The following is an 18084-nucleotide window of genomic DNA, read 5'->3' on the forward strand; positions in this document are numbered from 1 at the left end:
AGAGTTTAACCCCTCCTGACGGCCTCGCTCCCCGGATGAGGAGGCGGTCCCCCCTGGAGCCCTCTTCTGGAGGTGAGAACGTGGAAGAGTTGAAGAGAGAAGTCCAGGAGAAGTTTGGAATTGAAGTTAAGGGAATGGACGATGCATGGAAGCTAGTTGAGTGGCTTGAGGAGAGGGGGTGGGTTGTTTACATAATCACCGCTAGGGGAAGGAAGCAGGTAGATGCTTGGCACTCGAACTATGGAACTCTCTTTGCCCAGTTCGGTGAAACTCCCAACTTCTCGAGCATACTTGAGGGTATACTGAGGGTCACCCTACTGGCGAAGAAGCTCGAGGAGGAAGGCGTTGTATGATACCCATCGAGATAAAGCCGAACATCTTAATGCTGAAGGGAGTTCACCTCGATTCAAACGTCTACTTCCTCAAGAGTCGTGATGAGGTCTTGATAGTCGATACGGGAACTGGAGTTTACTGGAATAGATACATAAGCGTAGCTGAGAGGGAGGGCTATCTAGACGTTGAGAAGGTGTACATCTTCAACACTCACGAGCACTTTGATCACGTTGGAGGCAATGAAGCTTTCAGGAGATACTTCAACGAAAAAGGCGTTGAGGTAGTGTTCGTTGCCCATGAGCTTACCGCCAAGACCCTGGAGGGGGGAGACGATTACGTAATACTGTCCTTTTACTACGGGAGGAGGTTTAAGCCTCAGAAGGTTCAAATAAAGCTGAGGGATAACGATTACCTCAGGGTAGGTGAGGTTGAGCTCAGGTTAATCCACACCCCGGGCCACACCCAGGGGAGTTCCTGCCTGTACTATGAGGAAGAGGAGATAATGTTCACCGGAGACACAGTTTTCCTGGGGATTTATGGAAGAACCGATCTTCCCACTGGCGACTTTGAGGAGCTAGTTAAATCCCTAGAGGAGCTGAGAGAGTTCAGGGTCAGGCTAGGCCTCCCGGGGCACGGAGGGATAATTAAGGACTGGAGGGCAAACCTTGAGGGGATCCTGGGGGAGCTCCTATGAGGAAGGGAACCGTTAAGGAAGTTCTGGCTAAGATAAAGTACGATCCCAGGGAGAACGAGGAAGATTATTACATCGTAATAGAGCACAGGGGAGCGTACGGTAACGTGAGGAAGATCCCGGTTAAGCTGATCGAGCTTGGCCACGGCTACTTCTTCGTTGGAGAGACCCAGATACCCTACCACAGAATACTGAAGGTGGTAAGGAAGGATGGCAGGATCGTATGGGAAACTAGGAAGAATAGGTAGCTTAATTCTGGTATTTTTGATCCTTGGATGCCTGTCCTCTCAGCCCCAGGTTTTACACGGGAAAGTCGTTAGGGTAGTTGATGGAGATACCCTCTACGTGAAGCTCGACAGCGGAGAAGTTGTGAAGGTCCGGCTCGTTGGAATAGACGCTCCAGAACTTGAAGCAGAGCTCATGAGGCCTGGTGAGTACAGGGGAGTTCACAATATCACCTGCCTAGTCAAGTACGCCTATATAGCGAAGGAGTTCCTAACCAACGTTACCCTGGGCAGGGAGGTGACCTTGGAGTTTGACTCGAAGCAGGGGAGGAAGGATAAATACGGAAGGCTTCTCGCCTATATATATGTGAACGGAACCGATGTGAACGAGCTGATACTCGAGAAAGGGCTGGCTAGGGTATTTTACGAGAAGAGGTTTGACAAGATGGGTGAGTACTTAAGAATTGAGGAGGAAGCAAGGAAGAAAAAGCTGGGCCTGTGGGGTTGTAACTAATGTGTAGTACAATTGACTAGAACGAATGGTTCATCACCACGGGGTCTTCTCCGCGTGAGTTTTTGTGGGCTCACGTGGGGTTCATTCCCCGAGGTTCTGCGGGTGCCCGGACTTAGACCGCCCCACCCACTGTTCTCTTAAGCCAGTACACTACGGCGGGACGGGTCGCCCGAACACCCGCAGGGTTCAGCCAGCCCTCCACTTGCCTAGCTCACCGACTTCACCGGACTGACCTCACAACCAAAAATATTTAAGTAAACAGGTATTTAAGTATTTCGGTGAATACAGTGGGTGTTATTACAGTGAAGATTCCTGATGAGCTGGAGGTCAGGTTCCGGAAGAAAATCTTGGAAGTTTATGGGCCAAGAAAGGGAGCTCTTGGAAAGGCCATAACGGAGGCTATTGAGTTATGGCTCGAAAAACACGAGAAGTCCGGAGAGGAGAAGTGAACTATATTACGGTAAAGACAAGACTAGAACCAGAAACAGGGGAAGATTACTTGAAACTAGCCCTTCTGACGGAGAAGTTCAAGAGGGCAGTTGAGCTGGCGATAAGACTCCAGCTCAAGGGTGTTAAGAAGAGTGAGGGTGTAAAGGAAGTTTCCCGGTTAGTTCTTAATAACTGGTGGTATTCTGACGGTGCGTGGGATTACGCGAGAATGCTTCTCAATGGAGCAAGACAGAATGGTGGGGATCCTGGGCGCATTCACTTAAAGTCAAAATTCATTATTAGTAAACTACAGGAGAATAGGGGCGGGAACAGGAATATTAGAATTGAAGGACTAAACGTTAGAATTCGCTCGAACGGTGAATGGCTGGAGTTTGGGATGAAGACTGCCGAGAAGTTCCTCCCAGTTATCCTCGATACTCAAAACAGGTTGTCCTGAAGAACGGGAAGATTTACCTGCACGTCCAAGTGCCCTTTGAAGTTTACCTCAGGTACTACGGGAAAACAGCCGAGGGAAGACTTTATGCCAGTTTCGACCTGAACTCTGATAGGGTGAATATGGTTATTCTTGACGAAGCTGGTATTATCAGGGATGTTAGGGTTGAGCACTTCCCGGAGGTCAATTCCCCCGGTTTCCGAAGAGGAAGACGAGGGATTTGAGGTTAAAAGTACTCACACGGTTGCTGGATTATGCGTACTATCACGGGTAGGGACTGTATTCTTCGAGGGCTTGGGTAAGATAAAAAAAGAAATGGTAAGGTGACTGGTTCGAGGAAGGGGAATAGGAAGGCCTCAAATTTCGCCAAGAGGGAACTCCTTGAGCATGGGATTATTATGGCATTAAAGAGGGGTTTCAAGGTTTACCTGGTTAACCCCGCAGGTTCTTCAAAACTAGGGCGAGAATTAGCTCGAGGGTTAGGCTTGGACATTCATACTGCCCCCGCTTTTGTTATCGGATGGTGGGGCGTAAACTCATTGAAAACCCAAAAAGAAGAACAGCCCAAATAGGCCCGGCCCCCAAGGGGACCTGCTGTGGCTCTATCTCTTGATATTTTACAGGTGCTATATAGATTTTGTCTAGAGCAGGGGAGAAGAATTAGGTGTCTTTATAAAGATGTTTCCCAGCAGGGAACAATGCTTATAAATATATGTTTCCTAGTAGGAAACATGCTTAAAGAAATAACTGAGGAATATCTTGGAGCACTCAACAGGATAAGCATAATCGAGAGGGAAGCAAAGCTCCCCTCTGGATCGGACATAAAGGCCATTGTAGGTGTTAGAAGGGTTGGTAAGACCGTATTAATGCTCCAAAGAGTCAGAGAGCTTTTAGAGAAAGGAGAAAATGCCGTCTACATATCTTTCGATGAACCTGAGATTAGAAAACTGAACCACAGAGAACTTGCAGAGGAAGTTAGGAGAGAATTTCCAAGCGGTAACGTTTACCTGTTTTTAGACGAAGTGCAGGAGTGGGAGGAATGGGATGCGAGGATTAGATGGCTCCATGACGTTGGCGATTTTGATATCTATATCTCGGGATCCTCTTCAACACTGCTTTCCTCCGAGATACCTTCAAGGCTCAGAGGAAGGTACATCTCACGCGTAATACTCCCATTTTCCTTTAGGGAAGTCTCTTCCCAAGACACTAAGACGTTTAGGAATAGGGGGAAGATTAGGAAAGTCCTCGATGATTACCTCAGATGGGGTGGCTTTCCCGAAGTCTGGACGTTCAAGTCTAGGGAAAAGATAATCTCAATAGTGGAGACGGTTTTCTATAGGGATATAATTAAGAGGTTCAAAATCCGGGACATTAAGGAGTTTGAAGACTTCTTTTATTACGTCCTCTCCCTTTATTCCTCCTATTTCACCTACAGGTCGCTCCAAAGGGCCCTAGCAAGTTGGATTAAGCTCAGCGTTAAAACCGTCATGAATTACCTGAAGTACATGGAGAGCTCGATGTTGATTTATACCATTCCCACATTTTCTCCTTCCCAAAGAGAGATAATCAGGAGACCCAAGAAGCTCTACATAGTCGACCACGGACTTGCGAACCTCTTCTTTAGAGGGATGGACATGGGGAGGAGAATTGAGAACGTTGTTTTCTTGGAGTTGCTGAGGAGGAAGCTATACAGGAATCCCCTCCTGAAGATATTCTACTATTCGGGCCCGGAGGGTGAAGTTGATTTCGTGCTCGTGGAGGGGAATAAAGTAATTGAGCTAATTCAAGTTACGGTGGAGGTGACGCCCGCAAACTACAAGAGGGAGGTTGAGGGCCTGATAAAGGTTGGAAAGAAACTTAAGTGCAACAATCTAACGCTCGTGACCCTGGAGAGGAGTGATGTTGATGGTGTTAAGGTAATTCCCCTGTGGGAGTTTTTGCTTAGCTCTCAAGAATCTCTTTTAAGGGAGCTATAAACCTGTCAAGAGGCTTACACGCCTTTGATGCTCATCAGCTGAGCCTTCTCATCAAGAATTAGAAATTCTTCAATGAGCTTTTCCCTTGTTATCATCTCCAAAACCCCCAATGATGCATCAAACTTCCTTCCAAACTTTTTCCTTTAAGATGATCAAGGATACCGTTAACGATCTCGGAAACCCCAAACTTAGCAGCAAGTTTCTTTATCCTTCTTTCATCGAAGTTATTTGTCTTGAGCACTTCTATCACGTAAAGGAGGCCTCGTCCATCGTGATAAACCTTCACCGTGTGCACGATAACATCTTCAAGAGCGAGATTTTCAGCTGGCCAATAATAGTGATAAATTCCTGGGGAGATTAGGGAAACTCCATAGTCCGATAAGCGTAATGGCCCCGTAAGCTGGAACCTTCCAATGGCTTTTCCCTTGAACCTTTTTGTTACTAGTATGAATTCTCCTACACCACTCCACACTAACGAGGCCGATTCATTGAATCTCTTAACCCGAATGGAATTCTGAAGGTAGAAGTATTCGTCGGCGAAGAACTTCAAGTCTGCAAACTTTTCCGTAATGAAATATCCTCCTCCCTTTTCCCCAACGATAAGCCTGTCCATTAGCTTGTTTAGGGATCTATACAAGGTAGCCCTGCTCACATTGGCCTTAAGTTCAATAAGCCAAGCTGGCTGGGGTTTTTCGACTTCAAGTGCAGAAAGGACTTTTAAGCTGTTGCCCGCCAGAATCTCGAGGATATTCAACTGGGGATATTTGAGGATAATTGTGTGTAGTAGGGAGGTAGCTTTAGCCTTGGATGGTCTAACTATAAGTTTTCTTCTTCTTTCAAGCTCAACAAGGCCCTTTTCCTTAAGCGGGTGAAGGATCGTCGAAAGGGTCGATTTGGATAGGTTAAGAATCTGAGCCAGATCCTTAAGCGTGGTCTCCTCCTCTATTATTGTGGCAAGGACTTTGAGCTCTAACTTCGTGAGAGTCATGTATCAAATTATCAAACTTTATTATAAAAATATTTGGATTTTTGAGCAAACAATTCTTTGGTGTCATGTAAAGTTTGTCTGGCATTCGAGCTGTAAGTTTCCTTGCAGTGGCACTAATCATGGCCGGATAGTATAAAACAGCGGGTTTTTATCCTGTTGCAATGGTATAAAGCAAATATCATCATGGGACGAAATAGGGGTGAAATCTCGTAGAAAGCACTTAAGAAGTACGTTTTTGCTGAAATCTATGTAAATAACCTCAATTCCAAGGATCCTGGGAGGGCAAGGTGACAGCGGGTTAAAAGGACCATGAAAAAGATGGGCTTAAGTTGGGGAGTGGTGATATACAATGGCCCTCTGAAAAAGAAGGAGGATGTATGGTTTGTGTCGAGGGAACTCTTTTTACTGATGCTCTGAAAAGAATTCATCCCAACATGCTCTCTATCAGCCTGTAGTCCTCCTCGGGAATTTCCCTCATGGCCTTACCCATCAGGTGCCCGCTCCACTTCTTCTTGTTCTTTATGAACTTCAGCTTGGGAATTAGGGGCTTGAACTTTACCTCTCCAATCTTTAGGGGCCTAATCTTCACCCTTATTGGGTAAGTTTCCCCAGGAGCGTGGGCTTTGAAGATCCTCGTTGAATCCGTGTAGGGTTCGCTTACTACTTCAAATATCCCGACTATCATGGGCTCCAGCACCTCTCCCTTTTTAGTTTCCTGCTTGACGTAGATGACGAGCTTGTCTCCGGGCCTAACCTTCTTCATGGTGTTTTCGTGTCTCCTGGGGACACCCCATACGTTCTTCTTCTTTATTATCTTCCAGTTATTCCTATTGGTTATGCAGAGCCAGAGTCTCATCTTTCAACCCTCCTAATATTCAACATGAGATTATGAAACTTTAAGAGCTTAGGTATTAAAATATAATCTTGAGGGATTAAATTCGATACAATATTTGACACTTATAAATAGGGGTGTCTTACAATGAGAGAAGACGAAACAAGAAAAACCTTGATCGATAAGATGCTTGAGAACAGTGGATGGATTATCGATGAAAACGTGAAGGAAGAATACGTAATTTCTCCTGGGATGATTATAAATGAAAGAGGCAATAGAATTAGAAAAAAGAGAGCTGATTATGTTCTTTTCTATCCTACAATATATGATGGGCATCCAATAGCAGTTGTAGAGGCCAAGAGGGTATCTAAAGATGTTTTAGCAGGACTAGAGCAGGCAAAGGCATATATGAAGATGCTCGGGGTTCCATTTGCATACGCCACAAATGGGCATGAAATAGTTGAGTATAACATCTTCACTAAAAGGGCAGTCAAAATAAACAAATTTCCAACGCCGTCAGAACTTTGGGAGAGGAAAGTAAGATGGGAGGAGATAGAAGATCCTAACCCTTTAAAAGTGCCATATAAGATAGTTGAAGGGAAGACATTAAGATATTATCAATATGTAGCAGTTGAAAACGCTATCAAGGCCATCTTATCTGGCAAGAAGAGAGTCCTTTTAACCATGGCTACTGGAAGCGGTAAAACTTATGTGGCTTTTCAAATTGCTTGGAAGTTGTATAGAGCAAATAGAGTTAGGAGAATCCTTTATTTAGTGGATAGAATATTCCTCCGAGAACAGGCATATAATGCTTTTGAGCCTTTCGGGAATGCGAGAATAGAGCTAACAAGTGATAATATAACCATGGCCAAAGACATATATTTTGCAACTTATCAAACGTTATACTCAAAGAAAGATAGCAAGAGAGTGTATGAACATTTTGATAGAGATTTCTTCGATATGGTAATAATTGATGAGTGCCACCGTTCTGGTTGGAAGAGATGGCACGATATCCTTAGGTACTTTAAAAACGCGATACACCTAGGATTAACAGCTACCCCCAAGAGAACGGATAACATTGATACGTACGCATATTTTGGGAAACCGGTATATGAATACCCCATGGCCCGTGGAATTGAAGATGGGTTCTTAGCTCCACCATATGAAATAATTAGGGTATGGACAAACATTGATAAGGAAGGAAAGCTTGTAATAAGGGAGCTTAAAAGTAAAGGAATAAAGATCGAAGTTCCTGAAGGAGCAGAGTTAAAGGAATACTATACAATGGAAGAATTTGAGAAGGAGATATTATTACCGGATAGAACAAGAAAGATAGTTGAATGGATAGCCAAGTTTTTGGAGGAGACAGATCCGCTAGCTAAAACAGTGATTTTCTGTCCAACTCAGAGACACGCAAGGGAAGTTGCAACGTTGTTAAATAACTATTTTAATCCAAAATTTGAAGTCGATAACTATGCATATCCGATAATTGCTGAGGACAGAGAGGCACATGATATTCTAAGGAGAAAATTCGCTAATTCAGACGAAAAGTTTCCAGTCGTAGCTACTACTGTCGACGTTTTAAGTACTGGTGTTGATGTCCCTCCAATTAAAAATGTAATCTTCTTAAAGCCCATAAATTCAAAAGTTGAGTTCCATCAGATTATTGGTAGAGCGACCCGTATAGACGAACGCTCTGGAAAATACGTCTTTAGGATAATAGACTTTACAGGAGCAGCAAGATTATTTGATGAGTGGGATGTTCCCTCCCTAGAACCCCCAAAGGAAGGTAAAAGGGACTGGTTCTTAAAGATACAAATCCTTGACGGTGATACACTTGAGCCGATTAAGAATGCAGATGTCGTCGTTTTTGTTAGCCCCAGTAACCCACTCCATGTAAAGTCCGATGATGAAGGATTTATCTTTGTAGAAGGAGTTCCGAGGGAAGCTGTTAAAGTAGACATAAGGGCGAGTGGGTATAAAGGCAAGGAAACAATTGTGCCAACGTTCCCAACTTCAAATCCCAGGGAATACGTTACAGTAACCCTAAGGCCTACCCAGAGGAAAACGACGCTCCCAGTTAAAGTTGAGGGGTTAGATGTCTATATTGACGAAGAAAACAGGGTGAAGATAGACGTTAGAGGTAACAAGCTCCTTGATGCTGAGTACATAAAATATTCCAAAGACGAGATAAAGAAGAGGGTCACGAGATTAGAGGACTTAAAAGAGATATGGAAAAACAAAAATAAACGTGAGGCCTTTAAAAATGAGCTCAAGAGACTAGGAATTGATCTAAAACTTCTAGCGAAGGTCAAGAAGATGGCAGACGTTGATGAGTTCGATTTGCTGGCAAACATCTTGTTCGATGCTCCCGTTATCTCCAGGGATGAGAGAGCAAGAATGTGCCTGAGAGTTAAAAGAGAGTTCATTAACAAGCATGGAGAAAAAATTAGGGAGTTAATATTTGACTTAATCGATAGATATAGGATGTTTGGGATTGACGAGCTTAGGCCAGAAGTTTTAGAGCATCCTTACTTCAGGAGAGAATATGGAGGTCTTATGGAGGTAATAAAAATCCTGGGGGATGGTGATCCAAATAAGGGGATGAGAAAGTTGATCATGATCCTCGAAGAACTAATTAGAGGGATTTATGCCGATCTATATGAGGAGGTGTGACACATGGACAGAACCCAATTTGCAAGCTTAATTGAGCAGATATATGAAATTATGAGGAGGGATGGTTTAACGTTAATTGATTACGTCGAGCAACTGTCTTGGATACTCTTTCTTAAACTCCTGGATGATGAAGAGAAGAAGAAAGAGTTACTCCACTATGAAAGTGAATCAAGTTATACTCCTTTAATCGAGAAAAAGTATAGATTTTCAAACTGGCCGAGTGCCGTGGGGGCAAAGAATTTTGAAATGGCCGATGCAGAGAAATTGAAAAAGTTTGTGGAAGAGGAAGTACTCCCCTACCTCAGGAATTTAAGTGGTAGTCCCGAGAGGGAAAAGATTGCAGAGATTTTCAGGAATATAACCTTGAAGATTAGGGATCCCCACAACTTCAAGGAGATCCTTCTAAAGATAAAGGATATAGACTTCAACAATCCAGAAGACACGCATATAATGTCCCAGCTTTACGAGGAAACGCTTATGATGATGGGCCGTGAAGGAGGTGCAGCCGGAGAGTACTATACTCCAAGACCAGTAGTTAGATTTATGGTCAAGGTTATTGACCCGAAGCCAAATGAAACAATATTTGATCCTTTCTGTGGTTCTGGCGGTTTCTTGGTGGAGAGTTATAGGTATATAGTTGAAAAGTATGGAGATAAGCTGAGCCTCGAAGAGTATAAAAGTCTGTCAAAGAATTTTTACGGCCAAGAACTAAAGCCCCTCGCATTCCTAATAGCTACAATGAACACAATGTTACATGGTCTTCAGGCCAATATAGTACTTAAGGACACTTTCAGTGAAAATATAATTTCAGGCCCAAAAGAGCGATACAAGGTAATCCTAACGAACCCTCCCTTTGGTGGGAAGCTCTCAAAAAACCAGAAAGAAAACCTACCAATACCCGTTACGGCAAGTGAGCTTGCCGCATTACAGTATGTCATGAGGAAAGTGGAACCAGGGGGAAGAGTTGGAATAGTTCTTCCAGATGGGGTTCTATCAAATATAACAAAATCCTATGTGAAAGTTAGAAAAGAGCTCGTAGAGAAGAATAATGTTTTCGCAATAGTAAGCCTTCCCCAGGGCGTATTTGCAAATATATCGCCGAAGGGTGGGAGTGGACCAAAAGCAAGTCTTCTGTTCTTTGAGCGCGGGAAGCCAACGAAGGAAATATGGTATTACGAGCTCGTTCCGCCGAACGGGAAGAACTACACTAGGGCGAACCCGATTAAGTATGAAGACCTTAAAGATGCCCTTGAAAAGTTCGAGGCGTGGAGAAAATACCTCGAAACTGGCGACAAGAAGTGGAGGAAGAAGGCCATCTCAGAGAACTCGTGGGTCGTGAGCATCGAGGAGATTAAGGAGAACGACTACGACCTGAGCGCGAGAAACCCGAACAAGAAGCTAACGGTGGAGTATCCCGCTCCCGAAGAGATTATCGCGAGCCTTGAGGAGAAGGAAAGGAAGATAGTGGAGCTGTTGGGCGAGATTAAATCCATCCTCGGTGAGAAGCCATGAGAGAGAGACCGCTTACCGAGTTCATCTCGAAGAAGGGCGAAAAGAAGGAATCCGCGACGCCGAAGGTCGGAGTTAAAGGTCCGTGGAAACTACCCGAAGGCTGGAGATGGATAAAGCTCAGAACAATTGGGGATATTCGGAAAGAAACCATTAATCCCCAACAATATCCAAGTGAGCTTTTTGAACTATATAGTATTCCTGCCTACCACTCCACAGGCAAACCAGAGTTAAAGCTTGGAAAACAGATAAAGAGCAACAAATTTATCGTGAAGCCCGGAGATATTTTATTTGGAAAACTAAATCCACATTTGCCAAAAGTCTGGATTGTAGAACCAAACAAGGGATACCGGCAAATAGCCAGTACAGAACTATTTCCAATCATTGTAAACAACAAAAAAGCCATAACAAAATATGTCTACTGGTATTTGCTGTCCCCACAGGTTAGAGAAGAACTAGTTCGCAAAGTCATTGGGACGACAGGCAGCAGGAAGAGAATTGGCAAAGATGATATACTTAACCTAAAAATTCCTCTCCCCCCGCTCCCTGAACAAAAGCGTATAGTTACGAAGCTCGACGAGCTTAACAAACGCATAGAAGAGGCAAAGCGCCTCGCAAGAGAAGCCAGAGAAGAAGCAGAGAAGCTGATGGCCTCTGCACTCCACGAGGTCTTCTCGAAGGCGGAGGAGAAGGGATGGGGGTGGGTAAGGCTTGGAGATGTTGTAACACGCAGAAATGAAACAATTGATCCTGCTCAAAATCCAGACTTGCCATTTGTGGGTCTTGAACATATCACCCCCGGTGAAGTAAAATTGAGTAAGTATTCATCCAGAGTAGATTTGAGAAGCCAGAAATATGTATTTTATCCTGGAGACGTTCTTTATGGAAAATTAAGGCCATACTTAGATAAGGCGGTAGTGGCAACAATAAAAGGAATGTGCTCTACGGATTTACTTGTGTTGACTCCCAAGGAGGGATTAATGCCCGAGTATCTCGTGACTTTTATGCACACTCCCCAATTCCGTGAACTGGTCACTCAATACATGCGTGGGACAAATCACCCACGAATCTCGTGGAAATCACTACAAAAATTTAAAATCCCCCTTCCGCCCCTCGAAGAACAAAAACGCATCGTCACATACCTAAATTCAATCCATGAGCGCGTACAGAGACTAATTAAACTCTACAAGGAAAGAGAGAAGGAACTCGAGCAACTGTTCCCTTCAATACTTGACAGGGCATTTAAGGGGAAGTTATGAGGATTTAAGTATGAAGCAGTTCCTTGGCTATCTCAACTACTTCAGCTTAAAGAGACTTTGGAGACAAGTTAGATATAGACGTTGATTCTCTACTTCAAACAAAAATTCCCTACAAGGAGTATGTGGTGAGACATATTAGAGATGTTTTTGCTAATTGGCTTGGGCTCAAGGAAGTCAAAAAGCTGAAAATAACTGCAGGAGTCCCAGAATATGGTTTAAACCCACATATCATGATAATAGCAATATTTGAAGACTCTGAGAAATCTGTTCAACTTTCAGAAGAGTTTGAATATGAGCTTCTCTCGGGAGATCTAAAAGCCTCAAATAGGATTATAGTATACTCTCTCTTCAAGTAGAACGAATTAGCTGGAAGTTCAGTATATACTAAATTACTAACCCAAAACTATCCTTAACCAAATCTTTTTAATTCTATCCACTCAGCTCGCTGATGATGGAAATGTTCGAGGAAGTTCAGGTTGAAGCTTACGTTTTTCCCACGGAGGATGTAGAGAAGGTCAAGAAGGCCATGCTCAACTTAGTCCCTGGGCTAAAGTTCGAGGCATTCGATAGGGGAGACTACATGCTCCTCGTCGGCAAGACCACAGATAAGAGAGCCCTACAAAGGCTGTACGAGCTCTTCAGGGGACAGCAAATATTGGATACAGCTAGGATGATGCTTGAGGAGGGCTACTTCGGGGAGGAGATAATAATCAAGGTTCACAAGCAGGTAGCTTACGTTGGCAAGGTAAACTTCAACGAAGAATCACCCCTAGGCCCAATAACGATAATAATCAGGACTAAGGAGCCAAAGAAGCTCATGAAGTGGCTCGCTCCTAGGACTAAGAACGGAGTTCCTATAGAATGATTTTATAGCCTTCAGTTCTTTTCTCAATTTGGTGAGCCTAATTGATCGAGGAAGTTAGCAAGGAGATTGAGAGGCTTAGGGACGAGATGGTTCAGACTTTAGTGGAGCTTATAAAAATTCCCGCATTGAGCCCGGACTACGGGGGAGAGGGAGAGTACGACAAGGCCCAGAAACTCTTGGAGATAATAAAGGGCTGGCCCTTCGACAAGGTTGAAGTTTACGAGGCCCCAGACCCCAGAGCAAAGAACGGGGTTAGGCCGAGCATTATAGCCTACTACTACGGTCAGGAGAGGGATAAGAGGTTGTGGATAATTACTCACTTAGACGTAGTGCCCCCAGGAGAGGGGTGGACGGTAACTGAACCCTTCAAGCCCCTCGTTAAGGACGGGAAAGTCTACGGGAGGGGAAGCGAGGACAACGGGCAAAGCCTCGTTGCCTCACTCTACGCTGTTAAGGCCATGATGAACCTCGGGATAAGGCCAAAGAGAACCGTAATCTTGGCCTTCGTCAGCGATGAGGAGACCGGAAGCAAGTATGGAGTTGAGTGGCTGATAGAGAACCATCCAGAGCTTTTCAAGAAGGACGACCTAATCTTAGTCCCCGATGGAGGAAATTCAGAGGGAACGTTCATCGAGGTTGCAGAGAAGAGCATCCTCTGGTTCAAGCTTAAAGTTAAGGGGAAGCAGGTTCACGCGAGCATGCCCGATAAAGGCCTGAACGCCCATAGGGTTGCCTTAGATTTAGCGTACCGCTTGGATAAGTTCCTCCACGAGAAGTACGATAAGAGGGACGAGCTGTTCGATCCTCCAGAGAGCACCTTTGAGCCTACAATGGTCAGGAATCCCGCAAGCTCCCCGAACATAGCCCCAGGGGAGCATGAGGTAGTGTTTGACTGCAGAATCCTCCCAGATTACAGCCTCGATGAGGTTCTAGAGGACGTTAAGAGGCTTGCAGATGAGGTGAGGGAGAGGTACAGGAAGGACGACCTCCCCAGGATCGAGGTTGAAGTCCTGCAGAGGCTGGACGCTCCTAAGCCCACAGATCCAAACAGCGAGATAGTTAAACTACTCAAGGAGGCAATAAGGAGGCTTAGGGGCAAGGAAGCCAAGGTCGGCGGGATAGGTGGTGGAACCTTTGCGGCGTTCTTCAGGAAGCTCGGGATTCCTGCCGTGGTTTGGGCCACCCTAGATGAGATGGCCCACCAGCCCAACGAGTACGCGAAGATAGATAATATGGTCGAGGACGCTAAGGTGATGGCGACCCTCGCTCTTCTCTAATTTTCTTCTTTCCTTTATTTTAGAGAATCCTTAGTTAGGATTTTTTGGTGATAGTGAAAAATGGAAAGTTTTAAAATGTCGTCCCGTCACTAGTGATGGGGTGTTCACTTTGTTCAGCACGAGACCCATAAGGAATGAGAAAGACCTGTTTGGGAAAGGGCATAGAGAAGCGGTAAGAAAGCTTAACAAAGCTGTAGAGGAGGGGGACTTTGCCGCAATTCTTGGTCCGAGGAGGGTTGGGAAAACAAGCGTGATAAATGTCTTCCTTAATAAGTATGGTTCAAAATACAAGTACCTCTATTATGACCTAGCATTTGGAATGGGTCGGGAGGCGATAAGCTATACAGAACTCACACCAGTCATGAGCAACATCTCTGAAGAAGATCTTGACTACTCCGCAACGTTAAGCCTCGGGATAGTGAAGATGGACATAAGGCCCAAGAAAGCTGTAGAATTTCAAAATGCATTCCTTAATTTACTCAGGTTCCTAAATAAAAGGGGAGAGGAGGTCGTCATTATATTCGACGAAGCCCAAGTGCTTCCACGGTTTGCGCCTTTAAACATGCTCGGCATGCTCCAAACAATCTCTGATGGATTCGAGAATGTAACGGTGGTTCTTTCTGGCTCGATGCCCGGACTACTTGAAAGGATACTGAACCCAAGCGAGGATAAACCATTCTTTGCAAGGTATGTTGAGAAGATACATGTTTCACGGTGGAAGCTTGGGGAAAGTGTAAAGTACCTCAAGAGAGGGCTTGCGAAAATAGGATACACCGAGGATGAACTAATTGAGGCTGCTACGGAGCTTTCAAACGTCCCCGGCTTTTTGGCCTATTACGGCAGGCTCAGGATTAATGGGAAGTCTCACAATAGGGCACTACTTGCAACGGTAGAGTATGCCGTGAAGTTGTGGAAGCTAGATATTAAGAACTTCATCAGAGTTTATAAGTCCCCTGCATACGTTGTTGCCCTGAAAAAGGTGGCAAGAGGTCCCTCTTTTGGCGTTACTACGGAGGAGATACTTGCGGAGGTTACCTCGCTTACTGGGATCTCAGAGAGGAGGGCAAAAAGCGTGCTGAGGAACCTCGTTGATGGGGGCTTACTAATAAAACCAAAGAGAGGAATTTATCAAATCCCCGAAAAACCACTGAGAAAAGCAATTCTCGAACTCCAAGACAAAGAAGTCTACAATCTTTGACACTCTTCTTAAGTTTCTACTATAATCCCGAGAGAAACATTCCACTTGTGTCCCTCACTTCAAGCTAAGCTGGTTGTTGTTTCCCTGTAACAAGCCGATAACGAAGAAGGGAGAACTTCTCTCTCAGAAAGCAATAATTTATAAAAGTAGCGAGCTAAAGCTCTTCCTCTTCCTCCTCCATAAGCCCGTACTTCTCAAGCTCCCTGAGGAGCTTCCTAACTGCCTCCCATGCGTCAGCTTCGCTCTTCGCTCCAGAACATACGATCTTACCCGAGGAGAAGAGCAGGATTACCGCTCTCGGCTCCTTAACCCTATAAATAACTCCGGGGAACTGCTCTGGCTCATATTCACAGTTTGGAAGGGTTAGGGCAACGTTATCTAGGTTAAACTCCCTTCCTATGTCACCGCTGAACACCATGTTCTGAATATCAATTTGGGGGGCCCTCTTGAACTTGACTCCAATACCTTTAAGCTTCTGAACAAGCTTTGCAACTGCCCTCTCAATGTCCTGAACGCTCTTAGCCCCGGTAACAACGAGCTTACCAGAGCTGAATATCAGAAGGGCGACCTTCGGGTCATCGAAGCGACAGATAATACCCGGGAACTCCTCGGGATTGTACTTAGAATTTGGGCATATATCGAGAACCTTCTCCAAATCGAGCTGAGCAAAGAGATCTACGGAAGCGACAATATTCTCTATCCTGAGCTTGACCTTGCTCGTGTCCACCATGTTAACACCTCCCTTTAAAAAGCCCTTTATAAATACAAAGCCCACTCTTTTTAAACCTTATCTAGGCCTAGGGATACAAGAAGTAACCACCAAAAGTAGAAAATTCAAATCTGGGATATTATTTTCGAAACAATTTCTTGAATTTTGGCTTGAAATTCGTCAAAACTGCAATCGTTGACTATCATGTAGTCCGCCAAAGCTATAACCTCTCCAATTCCGAACCTCAGCTCCTTCTTATCCCTGTCGACGAACTCCTCCCATGTCTTTGGATCGTCGCTCCTTCCCCTCCTCCTGAGCCTCTCGAACCTCATCCTAGGAGGAGAGTGGACTGCTAGGATTATGGTTTCCTCCTCGCTGAACTTTTTCCTGAACTCTTCAACTTCGTATGGACTCCTAACGCCCTCTATGACCACTATTGGTTCAGTCTCAAGCAGCTTTTCCACCTTGGGAATAGTCAGGATGGCAACTGCTCCAGGCCCTAGTTCTTCCCTGACCTTGAGGCTCACTTCTTTGAGGCCCTCTGGAGTCCTAGGGATCCCCCTTCTGTCAGCTTCTTCCCTAATGGCATCTCCCATGGAAACTACCGGAATGCCCCTCTTCTGGAAGGCCTTAGCGACCTCACCCTTTCCCGAGCCGGGCATCCCAGTTAAAAGAATGATCATGGGAGAGCCCTCAGTAAGTTCTTGCGAACCTCGCTATAAACTTAGCCTCCCTGCCGCATACTGGACACTTCTTCCCCTCTGGTGCCTCGGGGTTAGGATAAGGTGTTCCGAGCATCTTTGCCTCGAGCTCCTCCTCCATCTTAAGCCCGCACTCCTCGCTGCCGCACCACGGGATCTCGACTACCCCCCTCCTGTCTTCAAAGGCCTTCTTTGCCTCCTCCAGAGTGTCGACCCTCTTTATGTGACTCTCGAGCCACTTTCTCGACCTCTCAGCTAGGTAGTTCATTATATCGTCGAACAGCCCCCTAACCTTGTCAACGAGCTCCTCCCTGCTTATTGTGATCTTCTCGAGCTTATCCCTCCTCGCGATGACTACCGTTCTGTTTTCAGCGTCCCTCGGCCCGACCTCTATTCTTACTGGAACTCCCTTAAGCTCCCAGTCGTAGAACTTCCATCCGGGCCTCTTGTCCCTCAGGTCGAGGTGAACCCTTATTCCAGCCGTCCTTAACTCTTCCTCGATCTCCCTAGCGTAGGAGTAGACTTTCTCCTCCTCGCCCTTCTTCGGTATCGGGACTATAACTACCTGAATAGGGGCTATCGTTGGAGGCAAAACCATCCCCCTGTCGTCCCCGTGTATGGCTATGACGGCAGCGAGGAGTCTCTCGCTCATTCCGAACGTCGTCTGGTGGACATAGGCGTGAGTTCCATCCTCTTTCTCGTAAATTATGTTGTAGGCCCTAGCGAAGTTGTCCTTGTAGTGGTGCATGGTTCCTATCTGAAGCGTCCTTCCATCGGGCATCACAACCTCTGCTCCCAGGGAGTAGTATGCTCCAGGGAACTTGTCCCACTCGGGCCTCTTCGAGATTATGTAAGCTATAGCAAGCTTTTTCATGAGGTTGTCGAATATCTCCAGATCTTCTTTTATCTGCCTTTCCGCATCCTCAAAGTCTACGTGTGCTGTATGGGCTTCGAAGAACCTGCTTATCTCCCTAACCCTGATTAAAGGCCTCGTGTGCTTGGTCTCGTAGCGGTAGACGTTGACTATCTGATATATCTTGAATGGCAAATCGGCATGAGACCTGATCCAGCCTCCCCTGTCCTTGGAGAACATGGGGTAGATAGCGGTCTCGCTTGTTGGCCTCAGAATGAGCTTAACGTCGAGCTCGTCATGACCTGCATGGGTTATCCAGAAGACCTCCCCCTCGAAACCGGCTATATGCTCGGCCTCCTTCTTGAACTCGGTTTCGGGGATTAAAGCCGGGAACAACACTTCTTGATGACCAGTTCTCTCCATCTCCTCGTGAATGAACCTCTCTATGTTTCTCATTATTTTAAGCCCGTATGGCAACCAAACGTTCATTCCCTTAACGGGGTACCTCTTATCTAGAATTCCAGCCTCCTCTATTACATCGTTGAACCACTCGCTGAAGTTCTCGCTCCACTTCTTCCTCTCCACCATAAGACCAC

At 45.4% G+C, this 18084-nt stretch carries 19 protein-coding genes; 14 read left to right on the forward strand and 5 right to left on the reverse strand.

Annotated elements, in window-relative coordinates:
• Positions 1-80: 80 nt before the first annotated feature.
• The 7 genes from A3L04_RS05360 (at position 81) to A3L04_RS05385 (ending at position 4621) form a co-directional block, all read left to right on the forward strand.
• Positions 81-353: a hypothetical protein gene (locus tag A3L04_RS05360; protein ID WP_068576949.1), complete on the forward strand. Its 273-nt coding sequence runs from the start codon at positions 81-83 to the stop codon at positions 351-353.
• Positions 350-1027, forward strand: a complete 678-nt coding sequence (locus A3L04_RS05365) for an MBL fold metallo-hydrolase (RefSeq protein ID WP_068576947.1) — start codon at positions 350-352, stop codon at positions 1025-1027. Before A3L04_RS05360 ends, A3L04_RS05365 begins: the two co-directional genes overlap by 4 nt.
• The gene (locus tag A3L04_RS05370; RefSeq protein WP_068576945.1) at positions 1024-1272 is read left to right on the forward strand and encodes a DUF504 domain-containing protein; all 249 of its coding nucleotides are present in this window, start codon (positions 1024-1026) and stop codon (positions 1270-1272) included. The genes A3L04_RS05365 and A3L04_RS05370 overlap by 4 nt, the downstream gene beginning before the upstream one ends.
• Positions 1235-1762 (forward strand): thermonuclease family protein, encoded by a 528-nt coding sequence (locus A3L04_RS05375; protein WP_068576943.1) that lies wholly within the window; start codon positions 1235-1237, stop codon positions 1760-1762. The genes A3L04_RS05370 and A3L04_RS05375 overlap by 38 nt, the downstream gene beginning before the upstream one ends.
• 278 nt (positions 1763-2040) lie before the next feature.
• Positions 2041-2211: a hypothetical protein gene (locus A3L04_RS10975; RefSeq protein ID WP_157092404.1), complete on the forward strand. Its 171-nt coding sequence runs from the start codon at positions 2041-2043 to the stop codon at positions 2209-2211.
• The gene (locus A3L04_RS11255) at positions 2208-2648 is read left to right on the forward strand and encodes a hypothetical protein (protein ID WP_231963856.1); all 441 of its coding nucleotides are present in this window, start codon (positions 2208-2210) and stop codon (positions 2646-2648) included. Before A3L04_RS10975 ends, A3L04_RS11255 begins: the two co-directional genes overlap by 4 nt.
• A gap of 728 nt (positions 2649-3376) precedes the next feature.
• The gene (locus tag A3L04_RS05385; protein ID WP_068579488.1) at positions 3377-4621 is read left to right on the forward strand and encodes an ATP-binding protein; all 1245 of its coding nucleotides are present in this window, start codon (positions 3377-3379) and stop codon (positions 4619-4621) included.
• 91 nt (positions 4622-4712) lie between these two features.
• Here A3L04_RS05385 and A3L04_RS05390 read toward each other — a convergent pair whose 3' ends face one another.
• Both A3L04_RS05390 and A3L04_RS05395 read right to left on the reverse strand, forming a co-directional pair.
• Positions 4713-5609, reverse strand: coding sequence for a helix-turn-helix domain-containing protein (locus A3L04_RS05390; protein WP_068576941.1), 897 nt, complete (start codon positions 5607-5609; stop codon positions 4713-4715).
• A 424-nt stretch (positions 5610-6033) separates the two neighbouring features.
• Entirely contained in the window at positions 6034-6465 is a 432-nt protein-coding gene (locus A3L04_RS05395; RefSeq protein ID WP_068576939.1) for an EVE domain-containing protein, read from the reverse strand.
• A 123-nt stretch (positions 6466-6588) separates the two neighbouring features.
• On the opposite strand from A3L04_RS05395, the gene hsdR reads away from it, so the two are divergent.
• From hsdR to A3L04_RS05430, 7 genes are all read left to right on the forward strand, one after another.
• On the forward strand, positions 6589-9117 hold the full coding sequence (hsdR, locus tag A3L04_RS05400; RefSeq protein ID WP_068576937.1) for an EcoAI/FtnUII family type I restriction enzme subunit R: 2529 nt from the start codon (positions 6589-6591) through the stop codon (positions 9115-9117).
• A gap of 3 nt (positions 9118-9120) precedes the next feature.
• Positions 9121-10629 carry a class I SAM-dependent DNA methyltransferase gene (locus tag A3L04_RS05405; protein ID WP_068576935.1) on the forward strand — a complete coding sequence of 503 codons (1509 nt, stop codon included), beginning with the start codon at positions 9121-9123 and terminating at the stop codon, positions 10627-10629.
• A complete protein-coding gene (locus A3L04_RS05410) occupies positions 10626-11885 on the forward strand; it encodes a restriction endonuclease subunit S (RefSeq protein ID WP_068576934.1) in 1260 nt (419 codons plus the stop codon). The genes A3L04_RS05405 and A3L04_RS05410 overlap by 4 nt, the downstream gene beginning before the upstream one ends.
• 125 nt (positions 11886-12010) lie before the next feature.
• Positions 12011-12241 (forward strand): hypothetical protein, encoded by a 231-nt coding sequence (locus tag A3L04_RS05415; RefSeq protein WP_068576932.1) that lies wholly within the window; start codon positions 12011-12013, stop codon positions 12239-12241.
• A 92-nt stretch (positions 12242-12333) separates the two neighbouring features.
• Complete coding sequence (locus A3L04_RS05420) at positions 12334-12750, forward strand: RNA-binding domain-containing protein (protein ID WP_172799782.1); 417 nt, start codon at positions 12334-12336, stop codon at positions 12748-12750.
• Positions 12751-12836: 86 nt separating this feature from the next.
• Complete coding sequence (locus tag A3L04_RS05425) at positions 12837-14027, forward strand: M20 family metallo-hydrolase (protein ID WP_068579485.1); 1191 nt, start codon at positions 12837-12839, stop codon at positions 14025-14027.
• Between the two features lie 109 nt (positions 14028-14136).
• Positions 14137-15225 carry an AAA family ATPase gene (locus A3L04_RS05430; RefSeq protein WP_068576928.1) on the forward strand — a complete coding sequence of 363 codons (1089 nt, stop codon included), beginning with the start codon at positions 14137-14139 and terminating at the stop codon, positions 15223-15225.
• A gap of 154 nt (positions 15226-15379) precedes the next feature.
• On the opposite strand, the gene A3L04_RS05435 is transcribed toward A3L04_RS05430, so the two are convergent.
• From A3L04_RS05435 to proS, 3 genes are all read right to left on the reverse strand, one after another.
• Complete coding sequence (locus tag A3L04_RS05435) at positions 15380-15955, reverse strand: TATA-box-binding protein (protein ID WP_068576923.1); 576 nt, start codon at positions 15953-15955, stop codon at positions 15380-15382.
• A gap of 104 nt (positions 15956-16059) precedes the next feature.
• Positions 16060-16617: an AAA family ATPase gene (locus A3L04_RS05440; protein WP_068576921.1), complete on the reverse strand. Its 558-nt coding sequence runs from the start codon at positions 16615-16617 to the stop codon at positions 16060-16062.
• Positions 16618-16627: 10 nt separating this feature from the next.
• A complete protein-coding gene (gene proS / locus A3L04_RS05445) occupies positions 16628-18076 on the reverse strand; it encodes a proline--tRNA ligase (protein WP_068576919.1) in 1449 nt (482 codons plus the stop codon).
• Positions 18077-18084 lie beyond the last annotated feature (8 nt).

It is taken from the genome of Thermococcus chitonophagus (assembly GCF_002214605.1).
GTDB classification, from domain to species: domain Archaea; phylum Methanobacteriota_B; class Thermococci; order Thermococcales; family Thermococcaceae; genus Pyrococcus; species Pyrococcus chitonophagus.

Bases quoted from the DNA above. Each gene is read 5' to 3' on its own strand.
- hsdR (WP_068576937.1), top strand. From the start codon at position 6,589: ATGAGAGAAGACGAAACAAGAAAAACCTTGATCGATAAGATGCTTGAG.
- proS (WP_068576919.1), bottom strand. From the start codon at position 18,076: ATGGTGGAGAGGAAGAAGTGGAGCGAGAACTTCAGCGAGTGGTTCAAC.
- A3L04_RS05435 (WP_068576923.1), bottom strand. From the start codon at position 15,955: ATGGTGGACACGAGCAAGGTCAAGCTCAGGATAGAGAATATTGTCGCT.
- A3L04_RS05365 (WP_068576947.1), top strand. From the start codon at position 350: ATGATACCCATCGAGATAAAGCCGAACATCTTAATGCTGAAGGGAGTT.
- A3L04_RS05425 (WP_068579485.1), top strand. From the start codon at position 12,837: ATGGTTCAGACTTTAGTGGAGCTTATAAAAATTCCCGCATTGAGCCCG.
- A3L04_RS05385 (WP_068579488.1), top strand. From the start codon at position 3,377: ATGCTTAAAGAAATAACTGAGGAATATCTTGGAGCACTCAACAGGATA.
- A3L04_RS05370 (WP_068576945.1), top strand. From the start codon at position 1,024: ATGAGGAAGGGAACCGTTAAGGAAGTTCTGGCTAAGATAAAGTACGAT.
- A3L04_RS05395 (WP_068576939.1), bottom strand. From the start codon at position 6,465: ATGAGACTCTGGCTCTGCATAACCAATAGGAATAACTGGAAGATAATA.
- A3L04_RS05390 (WP_068576941.1), bottom strand. From the start codon at position 5,609: ATGACTCTCACGAAGTTAGAGCTCAAAGTCCTTGCCACAATAATAGAG.
- A3L04_RS05375 (WP_068576943.1), top strand. From the start codon at position 1,235: ATGGCAGGATCGTATGGGAAACTAGGAAGAATAGGTAGCTTAATTCTG.
- A3L04_RS05405 (WP_068576935.1), top strand. From the start codon at position 9,121: ATGGACAGAACCCAATTTGCAAGCTTAATTGAGCAGATATATGAAATT.
- A3L04_RS05410 (WP_068576934.1), top strand. From the start codon at position 10,626: ATGAGAGAGAGACCGCTTACCGAGTTCATCTCGAAGAAGGGCGAAAAG.
- A3L04_RS05420 (WP_172799782.1), top strand. From the start codon at position 12,334: ATGATGGAAATGTTCGAGGAAGTTCAGGTTGAAGCTTACGTTTTTCCC.
- A3L04_RS05440 (WP_068576921.1), bottom strand. From the start codon at position 16,617: ATGATCATTCTTTTAACTGGGATGCCCGGCTCGGGAAAGGGTGAGGTC.